At 68.4% G+C, this 22303-nt stretch carries 19 protein-coding genes and 1 tRNA gene; 7 read left to right on the top strand and 13 right to left on the bottom strand.

Translation table 11 applies throughout. The features are described 5' to 3' along the window. Positions 1 to 16: 16 nt before the first annotated feature. The 6 genes from Q6350_RS12095 to Q6350_RS12070 all read right to left on the bottom strand — a co-directional run bounded on the left by Q6350_RS12095 (position 17) and on the right by Q6350_RS12070 (position 6081). Positions 17 to 1036, bottom strand: a complete 1020-nt coding sequence (locus tag Q6350_RS12095; protein ID WP_304604561.1) for an ROK family protein — start codon at positions 1034 to 1036, stop codon at positions 17 to 19. Further along, entirely contained in the window at positions 1033 to 1929 is an 897-nt protein-coding gene (locus tag Q6350_RS12090; RefSeq protein WP_304604562.1) for an SIS domain-containing protein, read from the bottom strand. Before Q6350_RS12090 ends, Q6350_RS12095 begins: the two co-directional genes overlap by 4 nt. A 62-nt stretch (positions 1930 to 1991) precedes the next feature. Then, complete coding sequence (locus tag Q6350_RS12085) at positions 1992 to 2846, bottom strand: DeoR/GlpR family DNA-binding transcription regulator (RefSeq protein WP_304604563.1); 855 nt, start codon at positions 2844 to 2846, stop codon at positions 1992 to 1994. Then, positions 2843 to 3745 (bottom strand): carbohydrate ABC transporter permease, encoded by a 903-nt coding sequence (locus tag Q6350_RS12080; RefSeq protein WP_304604564.1) that lies wholly within the window; start codon positions 3743 to 3745, stop codon positions 2843 to 2845. Before Q6350_RS12080 ends, Q6350_RS12085 begins: the two co-directional genes overlap by 4 nt. Next, on the bottom strand, positions 3742 to 4572 hold the full coding sequence (locus Q6350_RS12075) for a carbohydrate ABC transporter permease (protein ID WP_304604565.1): 831 nt from the start codon (positions 4570 to 4572) through the stop codon (positions 3742 to 3744). The genes Q6350_RS12080 and Q6350_RS12075 overlap by 4 nt, the downstream gene beginning before the upstream one ends. A gap of 225 nt (positions 4573 to 4797) precedes the next feature. Further along, positions 4798 to 6081, bottom strand: a complete 1284-nt coding sequence (locus tag Q6350_RS12070; RefSeq protein WP_305066291.1) for an extracellular solute-binding protein — start codon at positions 6079 to 6081, stop codon at positions 4798 to 4800. 291 nt (positions 6082 to 6372) lie between these two features. On the opposite strand from Q6350_RS12070, the gene Q6350_RS12065 reads away from it, so the two are divergent. Next, positions 6373 to 9324 carry a discoidin domain-containing protein gene (locus Q6350_RS12065; RefSeq protein ID WP_305066289.1) on the top strand — a complete coding sequence of 984 codons (2952 nt, stop codon included), beginning with the start codon at positions 6373 to 6375 and terminating at the stop codon, positions 9322 to 9324. Between the two features lie 603 nt (positions 9325 to 9927). Here the strand turns inward: Q6350_RS12065 and Q6350_RS12060 are convergent. The 3 genes from Q6350_RS12060 to Q6350_RS15355 all read right to left on the bottom strand — a co-directional run bounded on the left by Q6350_RS12060 (position 9928) and on the right by Q6350_RS15355 (position 12149). Then, positions 9928 to 10527 carry a hypothetical protein gene (locus Q6350_RS12060; RefSeq protein WP_305066288.1) on the bottom strand — a complete coding sequence of 200 codons (600 nt, stop codon included), beginning with the start codon at positions 10525 to 10527 and terminating at the stop codon, positions 9928 to 9930. A gap of 419 nt (positions 10528 to 10946) precedes the next feature. Next, complete coding sequence (locus Q6350_RS12055) at positions 10947 to 11750, bottom strand: hypothetical protein (RefSeq protein WP_305066286.1); 804 nt, start codon at positions 11748 to 11750, stop codon at positions 10947 to 10949. A gap of 51 nt (positions 11751 to 11801) precedes the next feature. Continuing rightward, positions 11802 to 12149, bottom strand: a complete 348-nt coding sequence (locus Q6350_RS15355; protein WP_370375394.1) for a leucine zipper domain-containing protein — start codon at positions 12147 to 12149, stop codon at positions 11802 to 11804. A gap of 179 nt (positions 12150 to 12328) precedes the next feature. Between Q6350_RS15355 and Q6350_RS12050 the strand changes: the two genes are divergently transcribed. Next, positions 12329 to 13885: a pentapeptide repeat-containing protein gene (locus Q6350_RS12050; protein WP_305066285.1), complete on the top strand. Its 1557-nt coding sequence runs from the start codon at positions 12329 to 12331 to the stop codon at positions 13883 to 13885. Positions 13886 to 13973: 88 nt separating this feature from the next. Here Q6350_RS12050 and Q6350_RS12045 read toward each other — a convergent pair whose 3' ends face one another. Both Q6350_RS12045 and Q6350_RS12040 read right to left on the bottom strand, forming a co-directional pair. Then, on the bottom strand, positions 13974 to 14783 hold the full coding sequence (locus tag Q6350_RS12045; RefSeq protein ID WP_305066284.1) for a hypothetical protein: 810 nt from the start codon (positions 14781 to 14783) through the stop codon (positions 13974 to 13976). Then, positions 14771 to 15601, bottom strand: coding sequence for a hypothetical protein (locus tag Q6350_RS12040; RefSeq protein WP_305066283.1), 831 nt, complete (start codon positions 15599 to 15601; stop codon positions 14771 to 14773). Before Q6350_RS12040 ends, Q6350_RS12045 begins: the two co-directional genes overlap by 13 nt. A 146-nt stretch (positions 15602 to 15747) precedes the next feature. Between Q6350_RS12040 and Q6350_RS12035 the strand changes: the two genes are divergently transcribed. The 5 genes from Q6350_RS12035 to Q6350_RS12015 all read left to right on the top strand — a co-directional run bounded on the left by Q6350_RS12035 (position 15748) and on the right by Q6350_RS12015 (position 20943). Then, positions 15748 to 16179: a plasmid replication, integration and excision activator gene (locus tag Q6350_RS12035; protein ID WP_305066282.1), complete on the top strand. Its 432-nt coding sequence runs from the start codon at positions 15748 to 15750 to the stop codon at positions 16177 to 16179. Continuing rightward, on the top strand, positions 16179 to 17720 hold the full coding sequence (locus Q6350_RS12030) for an FtsK/SpoIIIE domain-containing protein (protein WP_305066281.1): 1542 nt from the start codon (positions 16179 to 16181) through the stop codon (positions 17718 to 17720). Before Q6350_RS12035 ends, Q6350_RS12030 begins: the two co-directional genes overlap by 1 nt. Then, positions 17713 to 19275, top strand: a complete 1563-nt coding sequence (locus Q6350_RS12025) for a replication initiator (protein ID WP_305066280.1) — start codon at positions 17713 to 17715, stop codon at positions 19273 to 19275. Before Q6350_RS12030 ends, Q6350_RS12025 begins: the two co-directional genes overlap by 8 nt. Positions 19276 to 19494: 219 nt before the next feature. Further along, positions 19495 to 19722, top strand: coding sequence for a helix-turn-helix domain-containing protein (locus Q6350_RS12020; protein WP_305066278.1), 228 nt, complete (start codon positions 19495 to 19497; stop codon positions 19720 to 19722). Between the two features lie 3 nt (positions 19723 to 19725). Continuing rightward, positions 19726 to 20943 carry a site-specific integrase gene (locus Q6350_RS12015; RefSeq protein WP_305066277.1) on the top strand — a complete coding sequence of 406 codons (1218 nt, stop codon included), beginning with the start codon at positions 19726 to 19728 and terminating at the stop codon, positions 20941 to 20943. 69 nt (positions 20944 to 21012) lie between these two features. Here the strand turns inward: Q6350_RS12015 and Q6350_RS12010 are convergent. Together Q6350_RS12010 and Q6350_RS12005 are read right to left on the bottom strand one after the other, a co-directional pair. Then, positions 21013 to 21098 (bottom strand) — tRNA-Ser (locus Q6350_RS12010). A 116-nt stretch (positions 21099 to 21214) separates the two neighbouring features. Further along, positions 21215 to 22075 carry an SDR family oxidoreductase gene (locus tag Q6350_RS12005; RefSeq protein WP_304604580.1) on the bottom strand — a complete coding sequence of 287 codons (861 nt, stop codon included), beginning with the start codon at positions 22073 to 22075 and terminating at the stop codon, positions 21215 to 21217. Positions 22076 to 22303: the final 228 nt, after the last annotated feature.

Raw genomic sequence — 22303 nt, 5'->3', positions numbered from 1 at the left:
GCGACGAGCGCTGCGCTCACGAGGTGCGCCCCACGGCGGCGTCGAGACCGACGTCTCCTGCCCTGCCGGGGCCGCTCGACGAGAGCGGCGCCCGTACCGACCGTGCCGCCTCCCATGCCAACAGGGCAGCGCCGTGCGTCCCTGCCGCGGACCCCAGGGCCGCCGGCACGAGGCGGGGCACCGGATGCAGCGTGAGGTAGCGCCGCACCGCGCCGTCCAGCGGCTCCATGAGCGCCTGCCCGGCTCGAACGAGCCCGCCTCCGACGATCACGGTCCGCAGCCCCAGGGCACGCACCATCTCGGCGACGAGCTCTCCGAGCCGGTCGACACCGCGGTCCCAGACCGCTGCTGCGGTCCGGTCCCCGGCCTCGGCGCGGCGCAGCACCTCCAACGAACCGGGAACCTGGGCGGACGTGGCACCGGTCAGTCGCCGGTACTCACGAGCCATCCCGGCGGCGGACGCGTACGTCTCGGCACACCCTCGGCCACCGCACGAGCAAGCCTCCCCGGTGGTGGACCCGCCGTGCCCGACCTCTCCGGCCCAGCCGCCTGCGGAGTACACGTCACCGCGGAGCATCAGCGCCGCCGCGATGCCCGTGCCGACCGAGAGGTAGACATGATCCGGGGCACCGCGTCCTGCCCCGAGCTCCCACTCGGCCAGGCCGCCTGCACGGACGTCGTGCCCGAAACCCACGGGTAACTCTGTGGCCTCTTCGACGAGCGACCTCAGCGGGAGGTCGGTCCAGCCCAGGTTCTCGGCGCTCGCGACGACGCCACGGGCTTCGTCGACGGTTCCGGGGACGGCGAGCCCGACGGCGTCGATCCGGCGTCCCCGCGGCACGCGTGCCCGCACGGAGGCGATCGCCTCCAGCACGGCCTCGACGGCAGCCCCCGCGCCCTGCTCAGCGCGCGTCGAGGAGACCTGCTGGTGCAGGACGCCGTCGGCGTCCATGAGCGCCGCCTTGATGTCCGTCCCCCCGACGTCCAGCGCGATGACGACGGGCCGTGTGTCGGTGGACTCCGAGGGCCCGGTCATGCGATCCGCGCATCGAGGATCACGGAACGGGTGAGGTGTCGGGGCGCATCGGGGTCGAGACCCTTGTGGACCGCGTTGGCCACGGCGAGACGCTGCAGCCGCACGAGCGCGACCTGAGGGTCCTCGCGCAGGGGCACCGCCAGGGCGCCCGTGCGCTCCACGTCCTCGACGAGATCCAGGGCGCCCTCTCCGACGAGGTACACGATGCTGGACCCGTCCGAGACGCTGATCGGTCCGTGCCGATAGTCCATCGCCGGGTAGGACTCGGCCCAGGCGAGCGAAGCCTCGCGCATCTTGAGAGCGGCTTCGTTCGCGAGCCCGACGGCGAAGCCGCGCCCGAGGAAGGTGAACTGCTGACGCTCGAGGTGGCCGGGGGGCACGGCCCAGGTCACCGCGGACTCCGCTGCCTCGGCCAGCGGCTCGACGTCCTCCCCGAGACCCGCGCGCAGAAGGCTCAGCGCGCTGGTGGCGAATCGCGTCTGCACGACCGACTTCTCGTCCGCGAACGGCATCGCGACGGCGTCGTCGGCGGCGAGCGCGCAGGGCGACGCCGCATCGCCGACGATCGCCACGGTGCGAAGCCTCCCGCGCAGCGTTCTGAGGAGCTCGAGAATCTCGGTCGTCGTCCCGGACCTGCTGATGGCGACGACGCGGTCGTAGAGCCGTCCTGCCGGGAACTCGCTCCCGGCGAAGGCATCCGTCTCGCCGTGCCCGATCTCCTCGCGACGGGCGGCGTAGGCCTGGGCGATGAACCACGAGGTCCCGCAGCCGACGACGGCGACACGCTCGCCACGCTGCGGCAGGTCCGTCATGCGCTCATGGGCGAGCGCGGCTGCCTGACGCCAGGCTTGCGGCTGGCTGGCGATCTCAGCGCCGACATGGGTGGAACTCATCGTGGGCTTGCCTCTCTTCTCAGTAGTGATCGGCACCCGCCGACCACGGTCGTTCGGACGGTTCAGACCGTCACGATCTCGACGCCCGCGTCACGCAGGGGCGCCAAGGCTTCCTCGGTGGCCTCGCAGTCGGTGACGAGCGTGTCGACCCGACCGATCTCGCAGATCTGTGCGAAGGAGCGGACGCCGATCTTGTCGGACGTGCCGACGGCGATCACCTCACGGGAACGCGACACGAGGGCCGTCGTCACGCCCGCTTCCTCGGGTTCGCCGCAGGTCAGGCCGGCGGCCGCGTCGATGCCGAGCATCCCCAGGACGAGCGCGTCGATCCACATCGTGCTCGCCATCTGGATCGCGGCGGGGCCGGTGAGCTCGTAGGACTGCGCCCGTGCCGTACCCCCCAGGCAGACGGTCCGCACGTGCGGACGCAGCACCATCTCCGTCGCGATGTTCAACGCGCTGGTCACGACGGTCATGGCATGTCCCGTCGGCTGCCGGACCCCGTCGGTGGTGTCCTCGGAGTGCTCGCCGAGCGCCTTGGCGACGAGACTGGTCGTCGTCCCGCCGTTCAGTCCCACCACCGGCGCAGGATGCCGTGCGAGGACGAGGTTGGCGGCAGCGTCGGCGATGCGTTGCTTCGCGTCCAGCTGTCGCCCGAACCGGCGCGGCAGCCCGTAGGCGACCGATGCGGCGACCACACCGCCGTGGGTCCTGTGCGCCAGCTGGCGTCCCGCCATCTGGTCGAAGTCACGTCTGACCGTCGACTCCGATATGCCGAACTCCTCGGCCACCTCGGTGACGGACAGTCGTGTGCGATCCGCCAGGAGGGCCAGCAGCCGTTCCCAGCGGACGGACTTGGACATCCCCTCGGGGTCCTCGGTCCGGTCGTGCTCGTGTCGTGCATCGTCGGTCGTCACTTGATGCTCCCTGCGGTCAGGCCTCCTACGAGGCGCTTCTCGATCAGCGCGAAGAGGATGATCACGGGGACGATAGCCACGATGGACACGCCGAACACGTACTGCCACGCCGAGTCGTACTGTCCGATGAACTTCGTCAGCGCCACCGACAAGGGCTGGTTTCCTGCGGTCGACAGAATGACCAGCGATGCCGCGAACTCGTTCCACGCGGCCACGAAGGTGAAGATGACCGCTGTGACGATGCCGGGCCATACCAGCGGGAGATTCACCCTGAACAAGACCGTCCATCGTCCCGCTCCGTCGATCTGGGCCGCTTCGTCGACCTCCCGCGGAACGCTGGCGAAGAAGCTGTGCATGATCCATACGGCGAAGGCGAGGTTGAAGGCCGAGTTCACCAGGATCATCGCGATCCACGTGTCGTTGATGCCGATCGTGAGGAACTGGCGGAAGAGGCCGGCCACGAGGACCGCCGGCTGGAGCATCTGCGTCACCAGCACCAGGAACAAGAACGCGAGACGACCAGGGAAGCGGTACCGGGCCGTGTAGTACGCCGCGGGAACGGCGACGAGGAGCACGAGGAGCGTGGCACAGACCGAGATGACGACCGTCGAGATGAGGTTCTGCAGCAGCGGGGTCTCCGGGGTGGACCACATCGAGACGTAGTTCGACGGGTACCACTCCTGCGGCAGGTACGTCGGCGGGATCCCGAGGATCTCCGACCTGGCCTTGAGCGACCCGAAGAGCATGATCCCGTACGGGACCAGGAAGACCCCGATGATGACGACGCCCGCCACCACCCGGCCGATGACCGAACCCCCGGCCCCGGGACCGCCGTCGCGGTATCGGGACGTCTTGCGAAGCTGCGCTGCCGTGGCAGGAGCGGCGACACCGGTGCTCACTCGTCCACTCCCTTCATCGGCTTGACGATCCGCATGTAGGCGACGATGACCAGGACGACGATCGCGAAGTTGACGACCGAGAGCGCGGACGCCAGGTCGACGCGCCGGTCGGTCTGGATCAGCTTGAAGATCAGGGTGGTCGTGATGTCGGCGTCGTAGCCCGGGATGGAGCCGGTCATGATGCGGATGATCGGGACGTTGTTGAAGACGTTGATGATGTTGATGATGGTCGCGACGGCGACGGCGGGCCGCAGCTGGGGAAGTATCACGGAGAAATAGGTTCGGACGGGCCCGGCGCCGTCCATCCGTGCCGCCTCGACGATCGAGTGCGGAATGGACTGGAGCCCGGCGAGGATCGTGTACGTCGTGAACGGCAGAGAGACGAAGACAGCGACAAGAATGGCGACGATGAATGCAGGAACCACGTTGCGCGTGAATCCGTAGTCACCGACGTCGAGGATGCCGATGTCCGCCAGGAAATGATTGACGATCCCGTAGTTGGGCTGGAGGCTGTAATACACCACCGTCGACGTCATGACGACGCTCGCGGCCCACGGGACGATGACCGCCAGCCGCACGAGCTGTCTGCCGGGGAACTGCTTGTCCAGGAAGTTCGCCAACGCCAACGACAGCACGACCGTCAGAGCGACGACGACCACGACCCACACCACGGTGTTGAGCAGGACTCTCGGCAGCGCGCTGTTCGCGAAGATGTCGAGGTAGTTGGCCAGACCGACAGCTCCGCGGTCCACCCCCGACTGGGAGATCTCTCGGGTGGAGTTGTAGATCATGTACCCCGCGGGGAAGAGCACGATCAGGAAGATCAACGCGAGACTGGGGCCGATCCACGGAAGAGCGGAGAGCGTGTCCCGGAAGGTCCGCCGTGAACGGTCGACGGGATCCGCCGTCGGCTCGTCCGTCGTCGGCGGTCGCGACGCGCCCGGTGGCCGGGATTCCTGATGGAGAGTCGTGTGGGTCATGTCAAGTCCTCGATGGCGGTGAGGTGTCGGGCGAGCGTGCGGGGGTGGCGCGGGCACGCCACCCCCGGCACGTCAGGACTCGTCAGCCTTGGCCTGGATCTCGGAGAGGACCTCCTGCGCGTCGGAGCCCTGCGGGATCTGGCCGATCAGCGACTGGACGGCACCCTGGGTGGCCGACCACTGCGGGTTGGTCGACGGGTAGAACTGTGCGTCCGGCAGCAGGTCCAGGAAGGGCGCGATGCTCTCCTTGTCAGCCAGCTGCTCGCTGCCGGACTTCGTCACCGGCAGGAATCCCTCGGCGTCGACCCAGGGACCGTAGACGTCCGCCGCGTAGAAGTGGTCGAGGAACGCGGTGATGGCCTCGCTCTTGTCGCCGTCGTTCTTGAAGGCCATCAGGTGGTCGGCCACACCGAGAGTGACCGGCATGCCGTCCGCCGTCGCCACCGGCGCCGTGCCGTAGTCGAGCTCCGGGTTCTTGTCGGCGATCTGGCCGATGGTCGGCGGCAGGCCGACGATCATGCCGATCTTGCCCTGGACGAACACGTCCAGGAGAGGGGTGCGGTCCGTCGCTCCGGCGTCGGGCTGCGTCAGGCCGTCCACGGCGAGTCCCTGGAAGAACTCGGCGGCCTCGACGTTCTCGGGCGTGTCCACGGTGATCGCCTCGGAGTCGCCGTACCCGCCGCCGTTGCCGAAGAACCAGATCGCCGCTTCGGCCTGGGCCTCCTCGGACCCGAGCGGGAGCCCGTAGCCGTAGATCCCGCCGTCCAGAGCCGAGATCGCGTCGGCCGCCGTGCGCAGCTCGTCCCAGGTCGCCGGCGGGTTCTCGGGGTCGAGCCCCGCCTGCTCGAAGAGGTCCTTGTTGTAGAACATCGTCCGGGCCGATGCGATGAGAGGCATCCCGTACTGGGTGCCGCCCATGGAGGCGTTGTCGACGAACGACGCCTGGAAGTCGTCGACGGTCTCCGGGGAGAGCACGTCGGCGGCCGGGTAGAGCAGATCGTCCTCGACGAACCCGGCGAAGGCGTCGATGTTCAGGATGTCCGGCGCCTGGCCCGACTGCACCTTGGTGCGGACCACGTCGTTGATGTTGTCCCAGGACTGGACCTCGAGATTGACGGAGACGTCCGGGTTCTCGGCCTCGAAGTCGCTGATGACGTCCTCCCACAGCGACTTCGTCTGGTCCGAGTAGGTCGGGACGAGCAGGTCGAGGGCGGTTCCGTCACCCTCCTCGGCGTCGCCGGTCTCCGTCCCGAAGCCGCACGCCGACAACGCCAGTCCGGTCAGGGCCATGCCCGCGACCACGGTCATGAACCGTCGTGGCCGCGTCGCCGTCGGCCGCATCATCGTGTTATTCATCCTTGAATCCTCCGCGTCGTTGCATCGAGGGCGATCCTGCCGTGCCCGCCACAGAGCGACGGACCTGCCATCCCTACTGATGGATCATGAACGTTTTTTGCTCGTTCGGATCAGATTCAAGCATGCAACGGAGTCGTGCGTCCAGTGGCAAGATCGCGCGGCCTGCTGGCCGTGCAGCTGAGCGGGCCCGGCCGGCTCTCGTCGGTCCGCGGCGCGAAACGCCTCTGGACAGCACCGATGGCGTGTGACAGTTTGTGATCGAATCAACGCCAAATCAATTGGAGTCCGTCAATGACGTCGGAGTCAGTCACCCGCACCTCCCGCACGGTCGGGGCCGTCCTGGGAACCCTGGCGGTCGCGATGGCCGGCGCCGTGGCCCCGGTGGTCGCGACCGCGTCCGAGGTCACCGATCCGGCCTCGCTGCAGCCGGTGGACACACCCTCGAGGTATCCAGGGGCGCCCCCGGGCGCCGCCGAGATCGACGAGTCCGGCACCGACCTCACGCTCCACAACGACGCGATCTCCGTCACGTGGTCGTTCGGCGGCGACACCGCTCGCCTGTCCGCGCTCGAGCACGTGGCGACCGGCCACGCGGCCGCCATCGATGCGTCGAGCCTCCTCACGCTGCATCTGGCTGACGGAACGAAGATCTCTGACGGCGCCATGACGCGGATCGACGGCCCCACGGTGCGCGAGCTGACCCCGTCCGCCGACGCGGCGCGTTGGGCCGAACGCGACGGTGGTGTCGAGATCACGGCGACGTTCCGGTACGACGACGGTTCGGGGAACGGCGTCGACCTGACCTGGGCGGCTTCGCTGCGGGACGGATCGGCGACCGTGGGGCAGCGCTTCACGCTGAGCGACGTCCGGGGGTCGTTCGACGTCACCTCCGTCGACCTCGTCGACGCGGACTGGCCAGGAGCGCGCGTCGAGGGCGAGGACGACGGGAGCCCGGTCGTCATCGGCGAGCCGGGACACGAGACGTTCTTCGTCGGCGTGGAGAACCCCATGTCGCGACCGGTCGTCGAGAGCGGGAAGCTGCGCATCGACGTCCCACGCTCCGCGCCGCTCGTCCCGGACACCGAGATCAGCTACACGACCAGCATCGGTACGGTGCCGCAGGGTCAGCTGCGGCGCGCCTTTCGCCACTACGTCGAGCGCGAGCGCGTCCACGCGCGCCGCACGTTCCTCCACTACCAGAGCTGGCTCGACCTGAAGCCCCCGTCGGAGGTCATCGACGCGAACGAGCTCAACGAGGCGATCACTCTCTTCGGCAGCGAGCTGACCAGTCGTGGTGCGACCATCGACAGCTTCTGGGTGGACGACGGGTGGGACTACGTGCGGTCACCCGCCGTGGAGGACGAGTCCGATCTCGCGGTCTGGGACTTCGATCCCACCGAGTTCCCCGACGGTTTCGCCCCCCAGAAGGAGATCGCGTCGACGTTCGACGCGTCGATGTCCGTGTGGATGTCACCGTACGGCGGGTACGGCCTCAGCTCCGTCAACCGCCGCGCTCTCAACGCGAGCAAGCCGGCCGACGAGCGGTTGGAGACCAACGACAGCGGGTACTTCGCGCTGGGCGGCGAGCGCTACAGCCAGCGCTTCCGCGAGGTCATCTTCGACATGGTCGACAACCAGGGGGTGCGCGGGTTCAAGTTCGACGGCATCGGAGGCGGAATCCGTCAGTCGGGCCCGAACCCGGAGTACCTCGGGGACTACGAGGCGCTGCTGGACCTCATGACGGATCTGCGCGAGCACGAATCGGAGGTCTGGATCAACGCGACGGTGGGCACGTGGGGCTCCCCCTACTGGCTCTGGTACGCCGACTCGATCTGGCGCGACGGCTCGGACTACGGACAGTCGGGTCAGGGCAGCCCTCGCCAGCAGTCCGTGAACTACCGCGACTCGGAGACGTATCGGAACATCGTGGACGAGAACCCGCTGTTCCCCGTGCCGTCCCTCATGAACCACGGGCTCACCTTCACCGACCTCAGCGGCGTCCCCATGAGCACCGACCTGTCGGACCCGCTGGTCCGCGACGAGGTGGCTGAGGACATGCGGGCCTACTTCGCCCTGGGGCTCGGCCTGCAGGAGCTGTACGTCCGGAACACCATGGTGCGGCCCGACCAGCCGGGCGCCGAGTGGTTCTGGGACGAGCTCGCCAAGAATGCCCGGTGGGCACGCGACCACGAGAACCTGTTGGCGGACACGCACTGGGTCGGCGGCGACGCCGCGTACGGCGGGGTCTACGGCACTGCGGCATGGGCGCCGGGAAGCACGGGATCCACTCCGGATCAGGGCATGCTCATGCTGCGGAACTCGGCCGGATACCCGCAGGAGTTCGCGATCGACGTCGTGGAGGTGTTCGACCCGCCCGCCGGCGCCGCTGACACCTACGCCTTCTCCGATCGCGACGGGGTGCACGACGGATTCGTCGCCGGCGCAGGTGCCGAGTACCGGCTCGAGCTCGACCCCTACGAGGTCGTGATCCTCGAGGCGGTCGCGAGCGACGAGGAGCCGACACCGAGCGAGCCGTCCCGGTCCCCGCTGGACAAGACCGGCTGGAGCGCGACGGCCGACAGCGAGGAGACCGTTCTCGAGAACGGTGCCGCTGCTCGAGCGATCGACGGAGAGAGGGGGACGATCTGGCACTCCCGTTACTCCGACGGCATCGCTCCCCTGCCCCACGAACTGACCATCGACCTGGGTGGTGAGTACGAGATCGACGGTCTGCGGCACCTGTCCCGTCAGGACGGCGGGACGAACGGCCGGATCTCCACCTACGAGATCGCGACCAGCCTCGACGGCGCCTCCTGGACCACCGTGGGATCCGGCGAGTTCAACGGGACGGCAGCTCCGGACCACGTCGAGCTCGAGCCCGGCACCGCGCGCTACGTCAGGCTCCTGGCCACCGGATCGGCCAACGGCCTGCAATACACCAGCGTCGCCGAGATCGACATCTTCGGGCGTCCCGCCGAGGTGCCCGTCGACGTGACAGCGCGGTCCGCGTGCCTGGGTGGAACGGCCGCCGTCGCCGTCCGAGCGAAGAACACGAGCGACGGCGCGCTCGACATGCGCCTGGTCACGCCCTACGGGACACGAGACGTCGAGGACGTGGCCCCGGGGGCCTGGGCCTACCAGGCATTCACGACTCGGGAGGCGCAGATCGACGCAGGCGAGGTGGAGGTCGACGTCGAAGGCATGGGGGTCGTGTCGGCGACGTACGACGCCGCATCCTGCTGAGTCACTGTGCCGCGTCGTACGGCGCGGCAGGCCCGCCGAAGGCACTCGCCAGTCCTCGGCGTGAGGGCCTTCCGCGAACCGGCAGCGAGATCGAGTCACCTGCACGGCAGCCGATGATGTCGCTCGGTGAGCGGTGAACTCTCGGCAGGGAACGACGAAGGGCCCTCCATCCACAGATGCTGCGGATGGAGGGCCCTTCGGAGGGCGGTAGCGGTGGGCTTGAAAACGGCGCGTTGGCTCACCCTGCTCGGCTGGGCATTTCTGGCACGTGACCTGGCCCTTCGCGGTTCGGCCCGCTGGACGTCCTTGCACCCGTGGGGACCGATCCGGCGACGAAAGCGGAGGCAATCCGGAGACCTCTCGGCACCCCTCCGGGCGGGGACACTCCGAGGCGCCGTACCGATAGCGGAGCACCAGAGGCCGGTGGAGGTCCGGGTCAAGGGTGGCCGCAGGCCATCGCGCAGCGACGCCGCAGGCGCCCTTGACGCGGGCCGGAGCCGGTCGGATGCTCGGCGATCGGTGCGGGGCCGTGACCGCACTCATGTCTACGGCAGCGTGGCGAGAGGGGCTAGCTCTCCACGGCGGCATGCAGGCCGGGGGCGATCAAGAGCGGTGGACGATCGCGAAGGGGTCGTCGTCGAACTCGTCGTCATCACCACCTTCGTGGAGAACGAACTCAAAAGTTGCACGCTCAGGCTCCAGTCCATCGGCAATCTTCAGGGCCCCGGGCCCGCCGCGGTGGGACACTTCGGCTGCTGCAGCGACGAGGGACTGGACCCGGGCCTCGGCATCCTCTCGATCCTCATCGGGCCACGCGTCGAGATAGGCAGCGCGGCCGGACTCGATGAGTGCATCCTCGTCAGTGACGCGGAAGTCCCAGCGGCCGACCATCGTCACCACCGGGTTGAGTGGGCGTTCCGGCTCTTCCTCCTCGTCCAGGTCGTCGTCATCGTCTTCCGTCGATGCGAGGGCGAGCGGGAACGAGCCACACCAATCGAACTCCGCGTCGTTGAAGGCTTCCGCCGCGTTCTCAAGGTTCGTCGTGGAGCCGAAGTACTCGGGAATCTCGCGCTCGCGACCCTTGCGCGTCAGCACGAGCTCGACGTGTTCGCGCAGAGCCGCCAGGAACTCGTCAGCGCGGCGCCGATACTCGGCCTTCGCGGCTTCGCTGTACTGCGTCTCGACGTAATCCTCGTCATCCATGACTGTGCTCCCTTTCGCGAACCGGCGTCGCGTGCGCGCAGCGTATCGGAAGCGACCACGGGTGCCTATCCGTCAGGGCGAAGCTCGCTCTCGGGCGGCCTGCTGGGGCCAGAAGCCCGGCCATGAGCGGAGTCTGACGGCCAACCAGAAGGTCAGCGCAGGACAACCCGGCGGCTCCGGAACTCATCGGGGCCGCCTTCGTCGTAGGGCAGGCGGTGGGTCAGGTGGGGCCTGCGGCGTGGGGTGCGCGGAGCGAGCGTGCGAGCGGAGCGCGGGGCCCCGCGACGCAGGCCCCACCTGACCGGACGCCCGCGCGGCGAAGCCGCGCCTTGAGTCAGTAGAGAAAGTCCTCACCGACGATAGGCAGGCTGAGATGACGTCCAACGCCGCGCCGCCTGTCCCAGTGCTGGAACCAGGGCTCATTCGAGGCCGAGATGTTCGCGCAACAGCCGGTCGTCTTCATCCTGGCGGCGGCGCTCCTCCTCGTCCTCTTCGTCCTGGGACGGCGTGGCGACGGTGACAGTGCCGTCCTTGACCAGCCGCGATCCATTCCAGAACCACCGCTCGAACGAGTAGTTCGGGCTGTAGGTGAGGTTGACCTCGGGGTCGAACACGGACGTGCGGTTGGGCTTCCATCCCCGCGTGCCGGTGACGACGGCTTTAACGGCGGTGCGAATGTCTAGCGATGGGTTCGTGCTGTCTCCTTGGAAGCAGTAGCGCCATTCGCGTTCGTGGGTCCAGTCGCTGCGTCCGGTCTGCCCCAGGCTGGTTCGGACGACGAGCGCCGCCCATTCCGGGCCGCGGATCTCGCCCGTCGACTGTCGGAACTGGTTTTCCATCTCGTCTTCGACGTAAAGCACGGGGCGCATCCCGGCTTGCCACATGGCGGTCCGGTCGAGGACGACAGCCCACGGCTCGTACCGCCCCCGCGTGTTGAGTCCCTGGTGAAAGGCCCAGCGCAGCTCGGCGGGAGAAATATCCGAAGCGCATACGACGCGGCTGTTGCCGGACCCTGACACGTAGAATCCGCGAATGAGCGCACCCAGGACGATGTTGCTCAGCATCTGTTCGGCGGGCAAGGCTTGCACAGCAGGTGGGGCTTGCCCGCCCGCACCGGGTCCGCGCGGTCGCCCAACAAAATGGGTCAGCAGCGGCGCGGTCGGCAGGTAGACCTTCTCCTCAAGGCCCTGCGGCTGCGTGTCGGTGACGATGGGTTCTGGCATGCCTCATTCTGCACCGTCGAACCGCCTCCGTGTCCGATGCAGCGGGTGAGATCACGGTGCAACCCGGCGATTCATGGGCAGTGGTCGCAGTCCGGCCCGGGAGGCCCGCACCCCGACCCGGCGAGCCAGGTCCACCGGGCCACGGCGGGCCAGGTGCCGCCAGGTCCGGATCCCGGCCTCCACGCGCGCGCTGGTGCGATGCGGGCACGAGTGCGGCCGTGAGGACCGATCCATCACCGCTGCCCGTCTCTGCTCCTGGTAGCGGCGCCACCGCCGCCACGCCGTGGTGCGCGAAACACCCAACACCGCGGCCACATGCGCCACCGGGCGTCCTGCCGCGATCCGCCGCACCATCGTGAGTCTTCCAGCAGGCGTCAGGCGGGCGTTAGCGTGTGACACGAGAGACCTCCGTTGGTACGAGCCGGGTTGATAGACAGCTCCCACTCGACCCAGAGGTCTCTCGCTATGTCAACAACCTGCTGGGTCAATGCACCTAGGGAACAGTTCTCGCCCTGTCCCCATGGCTGAATCCACGAGCAGAACATGTGGGTCGGCATCTCAACCGGTACGTTTCAGGTGTGAACGATCTGAGGGGCGGACGCCCGAACGACACGCCCACCGGCCGCAGAAGCCACGCACCGTTCCGCATTGGGCTCGCATGGAGCGTGGTGCTCGTGGTAGTCGCTGCAGCCCTCGGTGCGGCAGCAGTCCTCTGGGTCGTCTGGCGCGCGGCAGGAGAACCCCGCATCGAACAGATCGACATTCTCTCCATTGCCACCACGTTTGACGCCCTCAAGTTTGCAGGCGGCCTTGTAATCGGCGTTGGCGGAAGCGTTGCCCTGGTTGTCGCCTACCGCAAGCAGCATCTCGGCGAAGCCGAGCATCGGCGCCAGGAACAAAGCGCCGCCCGAGATCAGACACGGCTTTTCAATGAAAGATTCGCCCGCGCTTCAGATCAAATAGGCTCTGATAGACCTGCCATCCGCCTGGCCGGCGTATACTCCATGGCGGGATTAGCAGACGACTGGTCTAAGGGCAGGCAATCTTGCATCGATGTGCTTTGCGCATACCTTCGGATGCCCTACCGCCCAAATGGGCAGATACCGTCCCTCAAGGGCAAATATCGAGGGCGTCCCCGACCATGGGAGGTTCTCAATTGGGGCGATCAGAGCGAGCGGGACACAATGGGGTCGGCAAGTGAGGCGCAGGTCCGATCTAGCGTGGTTCAAATCCTACGGGAGCGCCTCTGGGAAGGTGCCCACGTAAGTTGGAATGGAGCTTTTCTAGATTTCACTGGTGCGGTGTTTGAAGACGAATCTTTTGATGGAGCGGACTTCACGGACTGTAACGTCAGGTTTGATGACTGCCTATTTTTAGGCGAATGCGGCTTTTCAGAAACCACCTGGAGACGATCAGTGGGCTCCTTCCTCGGTGCCGTCTACGCCGGACGCCTGGGTTTCGAGTATTCGATCATTGACGAGTCCGAGATTACGCTTTACGGAGATTTCGTCGATGGTACGGACATAAATTTTCAGGGGGTGGTCTTGAAGAGCGGATCACTACGCACCCTTGGCCCTCGTGGAAGCGGTGGAAGTATTAGCTTCGTGGAATCGGACCTATCTGGCGGCACTCTCCAAATATCTGGGCCAAAGATGACCAAAGATTCGTCTATTGCATTCAGTAGATCGATACTTTCTGGGACTGAAGTTGTGCTCGAAGGTGGCGAGTACCTCGCGGGACACATATGGTGTAACGGTATGTCCATTGCGGGCGGCAGTTTTGCAATATCGGCGATTCCCTGGAGTCGCGAACCCGTCAAACTTGCAGGTACCGAATTGGCCGTTGATGATGCTCGGGTGACTGGCGGCGAATTCGCGTTGCGCGGTGTCGAAATATCCGGGAGCGACGTTCACCTAGATCAGTTGGAGATGACTGGAGGGCGCCTAGATCTCAGCTCGTGCACGCTGTCATCTGGCAACTTGAGTTTTTCGAAACCCGTGATCTCGGATGGTGAACTTGTTGTCCCTGCTGGCGCCGCTCCTGGGCCGATGACGGACGCTGTTCTCGTGCTTCGTGATTCCGGTATTCGAACCACGCGTACCCCGCCCGACGGAGGCTTCACTGACTCCGGGTGAACTCACTGCCCTGAGTTCGGCCCCCATCCGAAGCGGCGAGCTCGGCTCGTCCACCGCCGGTATGGCTGATTCTATTGCCCAAACGCATCTAACTGGTCACGTACCGTAGGGTAGCGATGGCCTTGTCATCGTGTCGCTTCGCGCGGGGAAGGGCCAGGCCGTCCGGGTCGTCCTGCTTCTCCCAGCGGTCCAGATCCTTCAGGAGGCCGCCAAGGCCGACACCGTCCCTGGCAGCGATAGCCGCCCAGTCGTCAAGACCGAGGTGTCTCATCGGCCGGTAGGCACCATCGGTTGCCAGGACTAGCCAGGGTGTGGCGTTGAGATCTACACGCAGCGTGATGGCGTGGTATGCCGCTGCGGGGGCTGCCTCTGCGATCCAGAAGCCGCTATCGATGTTGCGGTGTCGCGCCTGCTCAGTCTGTAGCGCCCTCAGCAGTTCGCGGTGAGTCCCGTCGTACCCGTGGCCGGCAGCTAGGCGATCCCGGTACGCGTCTCGCTGCGGCTGCGCGAAATGGGCGAGGCGGTTGTCGACGTAGATGCCGTGGGGAGTCGCGATCTGGCTGTCCCCCAGGACCAGCAGGTCGAGCCCGTGCCCGTCCTCGCGAGCGATGGCGACGGTACTCGACGGCGAGGAGCCTGGGCTTAGGCCGAGCAGGGAGGCCGACTGACTGATCGCCTCTGCCAGCAGGTTGGGAAGTCCGATCTCTGGTTCAGCCGAAAGACCTTCAACGAGGAAGCGTCCAAGTGTGTCGACGTAGGTAGCCGGCGAGACCGCAACGGGCACGAAGGCAGATGCCCCGTCGAGGACGATGACGGCAGTCGGGGTCGTGAGAATGCGGTCCTGAGACGACGAGACATCGGGAAGCATCGCTTTCGCAACACGCATCAGACGTCCCACCGCAGCGGGTCACCAAGAGGAGCGGCGCTGGTGATCGTGAGACCGTCGTGCTGACTCTCGACCAGGAGCGAGAAGTCATTGCCGGCAGTGGCGCAGTAGAGCTCGGTGGCACGAGCGGTCAGGTACTCCACCGCACCCAGGGAACCGATCGCGTGGAGTCCCGCAACGTGCGTGATGGTTCGGGCACCATCACTGCGGCGCGCTACGTAGGCGATGTCAGCACTGATGTTGTCAGTGTCGCTCGGTGAGCGGTGTCGGTCTTGGGTCTCGCGGTTCTCGACGAACCAGCCCTCGTCGTCATACGAAATGGTGAGCCGCGGGTCGGTGTCGAGGAGCCGCGCGACTGCAGGCGAGGACTTCGGGCCACATATGACGAACAGATCGCCATCCGGCAGGTCCGTGTCGTCCGGGCCGATCTGCGCGGTGCGCGTCGCAAAGCCGAACGACTCCAACAGCTGCTTGGCGAGGTCGCCAGCGGCCACGTCCTCCGATGCCAGGAGCGGACGCTCGCGGTCGATCACCTGGTAGCGCACGGGCAGCACCACAGTCACGGGGCCGATGCCGAACAGCGCACGTGCCGCGGGCGGGGCTGACGAACGGAGCTGTGTGACGCGCCCCTTGGTGATCCCGAGCGCCTTCGCCACCTCGGTGTACGACATGCCCTTCTCGAGGTGGGCGCGCTCCATGCCGGCGCGACGCAGCCTTCCCAGCTCGGTGGAGTGCTGCTGGTAGACGGCCTGGAGCGTCGCGGCGCGCTGAGCCTGCCGGATGGGGTCAGGCTCCTGCCGGATCGCTTCGATGTCGTCTGGAAGTATCACCCGTCGAGTTTAGGCATCCTCGACTTGGCTTGACGAGCGCGGCGTCGCGGTCTAGCGTGTTTAGCACCCATCAACTCCGGCCTCGCTTCGACGGGACGGTCGTGGACCGTCTTGGTTTAGGGGCCATCAACCGAGAGGCAGCAATCATGGCACTGAAGCAGCGCTTCCCGATCGAGCACACCACGGCGTTCCCCAAGGGCGCGTTCCTGCGCGGGGAGGTCGAGCCCGTGGCGGACTTCAACGCGGCGGCCGGCCCGGACGGCTCGCGTCCGCAGCAGCTCGACAAGGAGACCGGCCTGCCGATGTGGCAGTGCGTAGTCATCGACGGTGACGAGGACGCCGGTCGCAAGGACATCGGCGTCACGGTGAAGTTCGTGGCCAAGCACCAGCCGGTGCCGCCGGAGAACAAGTCCGGCTTCCCGTGGACGCCCGTCGAGTTCGTCGGCCTCATGGCCCTGCCGTACGTCGACGACAACGGCATGCGCCCGCGGATCGCCTGGTCGTTCCGCGCGTCCGAGATGGTCGCGCCGGGTCAGGCCAACCAGGGCGCGAAGTCCACCGCGAAGGCTGCGGCGTGATGACGTCGCGACTCTGGCAGGCGGTCCGCCGGGTGTTGTCAGCGCTGTGGCTGGCGCTCCGGTGGACCGCCCGCGGCTACTGGTGGCTCATCGCGTCGATGATGGCCTACGGCGTGCTCGGCATCATGGGGCACGACCTGCTCAGCGTCGCGGCCCTCGTCTCCGGCCCGGCCTGGAACCTGTTCCGGGCGCTCTGGGCGGCCTTCAGCCCGATGTCGTACGAGCCGTTGCTCGGCGGTCCGCTGCGGCGCCTCGGCTGGCGTCGCCACGTCCGCCGGCATTGGAAGGATCTGGCCTGCGCCTGCGGGTTGGCCAGTCGCGTCGTCGAGGACTACCGGATCGTTCCCCGGCTGGTGCGGGTCCGGGCTCGCGGCAACACGCTCCGCATCCGGATCCGCGCTCGCGCCGGGCAGACGCTCGACGACCTTCGCAAGGCAGTGCCGGCTATCGAGACCTCGCTTGAGGCCGAGAGCTCGACCAGCCAGCGGATCCGGCCCCGCGTGCTCGACGTCGTACTGACGATGGCGGACCTGCTCGACCAGCCGCTCTACGCGACCATCCCGGAGGGCGCCGACCCGCACGGTGTAGACCTCGGCCGGACCCAGGACGGGTCTCGGTGGCGCCTCACCCTGCGTGGCCGGCAGACGCTCGTCGTCGGCTGCTCCGGGTCCGGTAAGGGCTCGGTGTTCTGGGGCATCGCCGGCAACCTCGCACCCGCCGTGGAGGCGCGGCTCGTCCGGCTGTGGGGCATCGACCTCAAGGGCGGAATCGAGATCGGCATGGGCGACGGTGCCTTCTACCGGGTCGCCACCAACGAGGACCGGGCCATCGAGGCGCTGCGCGACCTGCTCGCCGTCGTCGACCGCCGCCAGCGCGAGATGTACGGCCGGACTCGGGACTTCGAGCCGTCGCCCGGGGACCCGGTGCACGTGCTGATGATCGACGAGCTCGCGGTGCTGACGGCCTACGCCTCCAAGAAGGTCCAGGGCGAGGCGTCGGACCTGCTGCGGCGCATCCTCACCCAGGGGCGTGCGCTCGGCGTGGTCGTGGCCGCATTCGTCCAAGACCCGCGCAAGGAGACCGTCGGGATGCGTGGGCTGTTCACGCAGACCGTCGCGCTACGGCTGCGCTCGGCGTCCGAGACGTCGATGGTGCTCGGCGAGGGCATGGCCGACGTCGCACCGGCCCACCAGATCAGCCCAGCCCACCCGGGCACCGGGTACGTGGTGGCCGACGACGGTCACGTGGAGCGAGTGCGGGCCGATTTCTGGGAGGACACCTTCATCCGGATGGTGGCGGACACCTACCCTGCACCCGACCGGCACGAGCTCGAGGTGGCATCGCCGCAGGTGGACGAGGCTCCGGACTCCGCCCCAGTGGACGAGGAGAACGTGGCCCCGGTCGACGTCTCGTCCGGAACGGCGTCCACCAACACCGGCACGGCACGTCCCGCGGGGAACGAACCCGCTCCGCGCCCACGGAAGCCGCGCACGCCCCGCGCTGCCCGTCAGCCTGCCGCGTCGGGGGCCTGCGGTGAGTGACGTGCACACCATCACGGGAGGGTTCCCGGGGTTCGGGCAGGACGCCCCGCTCGACCTCGGGGACCTCTCCCCCGCCGGCGTCGCCGGCATCACCGCCCGGCTGAGTGACCGCACCGTCGGCGCCTTCTCCGAGGCCGCTGCCCGGGTGGGCTTCTGTTCCCACCCGATCCGACTCAAGGGCTCGTCGACCACCATCGACGCCGCAACAGGCGAGGTCCTGGCCGAGTTCAGCTCCGCCGACGCCCCGCTCGGCGTCCTCTATCGGGCGTGCGGCAACCGCCGGGAGTCCGTCTGCCCGGCCTGCTCCCGGGTCTACGCCCGCGACACCTTCGAGATGATCCGCGCCGGGCTCCTGGGCGGCAAGACCGTCCCGGCAGAGGTGGCGGACAACCCGCTCGTCTTCGCGACGCTCACCGCGCCGTCGTTCGGGCACGTGCACGGCGCCCGCTCCAAGAACGGCGGCGCCGGCCGCTGCCGGCCCCACGGTCGAGGCACCTGCCCGCACGGCGTCCCGCGCTCCTGCACCGCGCAGCACTCCGAGCACGACCCCGCCGTCGGCGGTCCGCTGTGCGACGCCTGCTACGACTGGAAGTCCGCCGTCGTGTGGCAGTGGCACGCCCCGGAGCTGTGGCGGCGGTTCACCATCGCGATGCGTCGCCAGGTCGCCGAAGCTCTGGGCGTGCGGGAGTCGGCGCTGCGCGACGTCGCCTCGGTGCAGTTCGCCAAGGTCGCCGAGTACCAGGTGCGCGGGCTCGTGCACTTCCACGCCCTCATCCGACTCGACGGCCCCGACGGGCCCGGCTCGGCCGCTCCGCTTCCCGGCGCGGTGCTCGGTGAAGCGGTCCGAGAGGCTGCGCGGGCGGTCTCCGTCACGGCACCTCCGGTCGACGGTGCGGACGTCCCGCGCGTGCTGCGCTTCGGTCAGCAGCTCGACGTGCGGTGCGTGCGCTCTGGCGTGCCGGAGAACGACGAGGGCTCGGACGATCTGCGCCCCGAACAGGTGGCCGGCTACCTCGCGAAGTACTCGACCAAGGGCACCGGCACCGACCCGTCAGCCCCACGCCCGCACCACCGCCGGCTCATCCGCACCTGCCGGTGGCTCGCCGAGCGCGCCGACACCGCCTGCCGGGGCCTCGCCGGCCCGGACCCCGAGGACGACGCCGGATGCGTCTGCGGCCAGTGCGCCGACAGCCCGTACCGGCTCCTGGCGAAGTGGGCCCACATGCTCGGCTTCCGCGGGCACTTCTCCAGCAAGTCGCGCCGCTACTCGATCCCGCTCGGACGCCTACGCCGCGCGAGGATGCGGTTCCAGCGGCTCAAGGCCGACGCCGACCGCGACGGCACACCCATGGACACCGCAGACCTCGAGAACCGCCTGCTGTCCGAGGACGAGGAGACCACGCTTGTCGTCGGCTCCTGGACCTACCAGGGCACCGGATGGACCAACCCCGGCGACAAGGCCCTGGCCGACGCCGCAGCCGCGCGAGCTCGCGAGTACGCGCAGTGGAAGGCGCGCACCCGCGAGGGTGAAGCCCCGATCACGCCCGCAGCGTGAGGGACTTCTGGACCCGGCCCGGCTCGAACGGGCTGCCACCCTCTCCAGACTGCGGGCGGGACGCACCTTTACCGGTTGGGCACGCCTTGGGCGGGTTGGCCCGAGGCTAGTCCACCGATTAGAGCCCGGGCGAGGGTTTTCGTCGCACGTCCTCGGTTCGGCGCTCGGCTCAAGACAAGCGATCAGCAGCTCCACCACAACGACGTAGGAGGAAGCATCATGAGCACCACGAACGTGCCCCAGACCGACAGCCCCACCCGCCGCCGGCGCCTGATGACGCCGGAGGAGCTGGCCGACTACCTGGGGGTGACCCTGCACTGCGTGTACGCGTGGTCGAGCCGCGGCGGCGGCCCCACGGTGCTGCGGGTCGGCGCCCGGCTCCGGTACCGCCCCGACGACGTCGAGGCCTGGCTGGACCGGGTCACCGACAACCGCGTGGTGGGCTGATCCGTGCCGCGCAAGCCGATCGAGCCGGGCCGCTGGGGGAACATCAGCCGCAGGGAGCTGTCCCCCGGCGTCTGGCGGGCTCAGGCCCAGTTCCGAGACTTCGCCGGCGTCCTCCACAAGTACGAGTCCCGGGGTCCGTCGGGCGCGGCGGCTCAGCGGCGTCTCGAGGACAAACTGCATCGTGCGAGCACGGAGGGCGTCGCCGACGGCGGGGCGACGATCACGCCGGACACGCGCATGGGGGTCGTGTTCGACCAGTGGGTCTCCGAGAAGCGGGTCGAGGGCCAGATCACGCCGCAGTCGCTGACGACGTATCTCGGCGTGCTGGAACGCGACCTCCGGCCGGCCTTCGGCGCCCTGCGCGTCCGCGAGGTGACGCCGGTGGCCGTGAACCGCGTGCTCATGGCGCTCAGCGGTGCCCGGAAGTACGACACCGCCCGGCAGGCGCGCAACGTCATGTCGCAGGTCATGATGATGTGCGTCCGCTACGGGGCGGCGTCGTTCAACCCGGTCCGCGACGCAGTCACGGTGCGCAAGCCCCAGCGTGCCGAGGTCCGCACCCTCGGGCTCGAGGACATCGCCCTGCTGCGCAAGGCCGTCCGCGCCTGGGAGGACCGCCCCGCCCGGGTTCGCGGACGACGGAACATCACCCTGCTGCCGCAGATCGTGGACACGATGCTCGGTACCGGTCTGCGGATCGGCGAGTGCCTGGCGCTGCGGGAGGCCGACCTCGACCTGGACGCCGACGTCCCGACGCTCACCGTGACCGGGACGGTCGTCCGGGTCGAGGGCCGGCTGATGCGCCAGACCAAGCCGAAGTCGGACTCCTCGCGGCGGACGATCACCCTGCCGGCCTTCGTGGTGGCGGCGATCACCGAGTCGCTGAACCTCGGCCTCGACGGCGGGCCGGACGCCCTGGTGTTCCCCTCGACGCGGGGCACGCCGCGCTCCCCCAGCCGGATCCGCGACCAGCTCCGCGAGGCTCAGGCCGGCAACGCCGTCGTCGTCACCCCGCACGACTTCCGCCGGACCGTGGCCACCCAGGTCGCCAACTCGACCACCATCGCCAACGCGACCGCGCTGCTCGGCCACGCCGACGAGGGCACCACCGTGCGGCACTACGTGAAGCGGACCCACGTGGCGCCGGACCTGCGGACGGTGATCGATCAGCTCGTCACCCAGGCCGCGGCGTCAGGCATCCCGGAAGGCAAACCGGAGTGAAAACGGAGTACGGGGAACGACGAAGGGCCCCGGACCGGTGTCTCACCTGGTCAGGGGCCCTTCGGAGGGCGGTAGCGGTGGGATTTGAACCCACGGTGGCTATGAACCACACAGCATTTCGAGTGCTGCACCTTCGGCCGCTCGGACACGCTACCTTCGCCGGACGAACCGGCCATACGAGGATACCGAACAGGTCCGCATCCACGAAATCCCGCCGGGTGCGACGTCCGTCACCGCCTGGCGTCCCGCGCCGCGGACCGGCATCCGCCGACTAGAACACCGGCTTGCCGCCCGTGACTCCCAGTACGGTGGCCGAGACGTAGCTGGAGTCCGTCGGGGACGCCAGGTAGACGAACGCGGGCGCGACCTCGGCCGGCTGGCCCGCCCGGCCCAGCGGGGTGTCCTGGCCGAAGCTCTCCAGCTTGTGCGGGGGCTGGGTCGCCGGCTGCAGCGGCGTCCAGATGGGACCGGGCGCCACCGCGTTGACCCGCACCCCGCGGGGCCCGAGCTCGGCGGCAAGGTTCACCGTCATGTTGTTGATCGCCGCCTTGGTCGAGGCGTAGTCCACCAGCGACGTCGACGGCTGGTAGGCCTGGATGGACGAGTTGTTGATGATGCTCGCCCCCTCGTTGAGGTGCTCCAGCGCCGCCTGCGTCACCCACATCAGGGCGTAGAGGTTGGTCTTGAGGACGCGGTCGATCTCATCGGTGGTGACGTCCTCGAACGACTCCCGCCGGGCCATCTGGAAGCCGGCGTTGTTCACCAGCACGTCCAGCCCGCCGAGCTCGTCGGCGGCCAGGCCGGGTAGCGCCCGCGCGGTGGCCTCGTCGGTCAGGTCGCCGGGCAGCATCACCGCGTTGCGGCCCGCCCCGCGCACCCAGCGCGCCGTCTCGTCGGCGTCCTCCTGCTCCTCGGGCAGGTAGCTGATCGCGACGTCGGCACCCTCCCGGGCGAAGGCGATCGCCACGGCGCGGCCGATGCCGGAGTCGCCACCGGTGATCAGCGCGGACCGGCCGGCCAGCTTCCCGCTGCCCTGGTACGACTCCTCGCCGTGGTCGGGCACGGGGTCCATCTGCCGGGTCCAGCCGGGCGGGTCCTGCTGCTGGCGGGGAAAGGCAGTCTTGTCGGCCATGGTCGTCCTCCGTGGTCGGTCGAGGTGCCGTCGCCGAGGGCAACAGCCCTGTCCACGCTAGGTGGGACAACGGGTTCCGGCGACCGGAGCGCCGTCGTGCGGACGTCCAGGCACGTCACAGGACTCCCCGGAAGTCGGCAGGACCGCAAGAATCGGCGCGGGCCGGGATATCCCGGCCCCCGCCGACCCGTGTCCCGGCGCGGGGCAGGCGGGCGGGGAGTCGAAGTG

Origin of the sequence: Isoptericola sp. b515 (genome assembly GCF_030588125.1) — a bacterium.
Classification (GTDB): domain Bacteria; phylum Actinomycetota; class Actinomycetes; order Actinomycetales; family Cellulomonadaceae; genus Isoptericola; species Isoptericola sediminis.
This window is presented reverse-complemented; position numbering and strand designations above follow the sequence as displayed.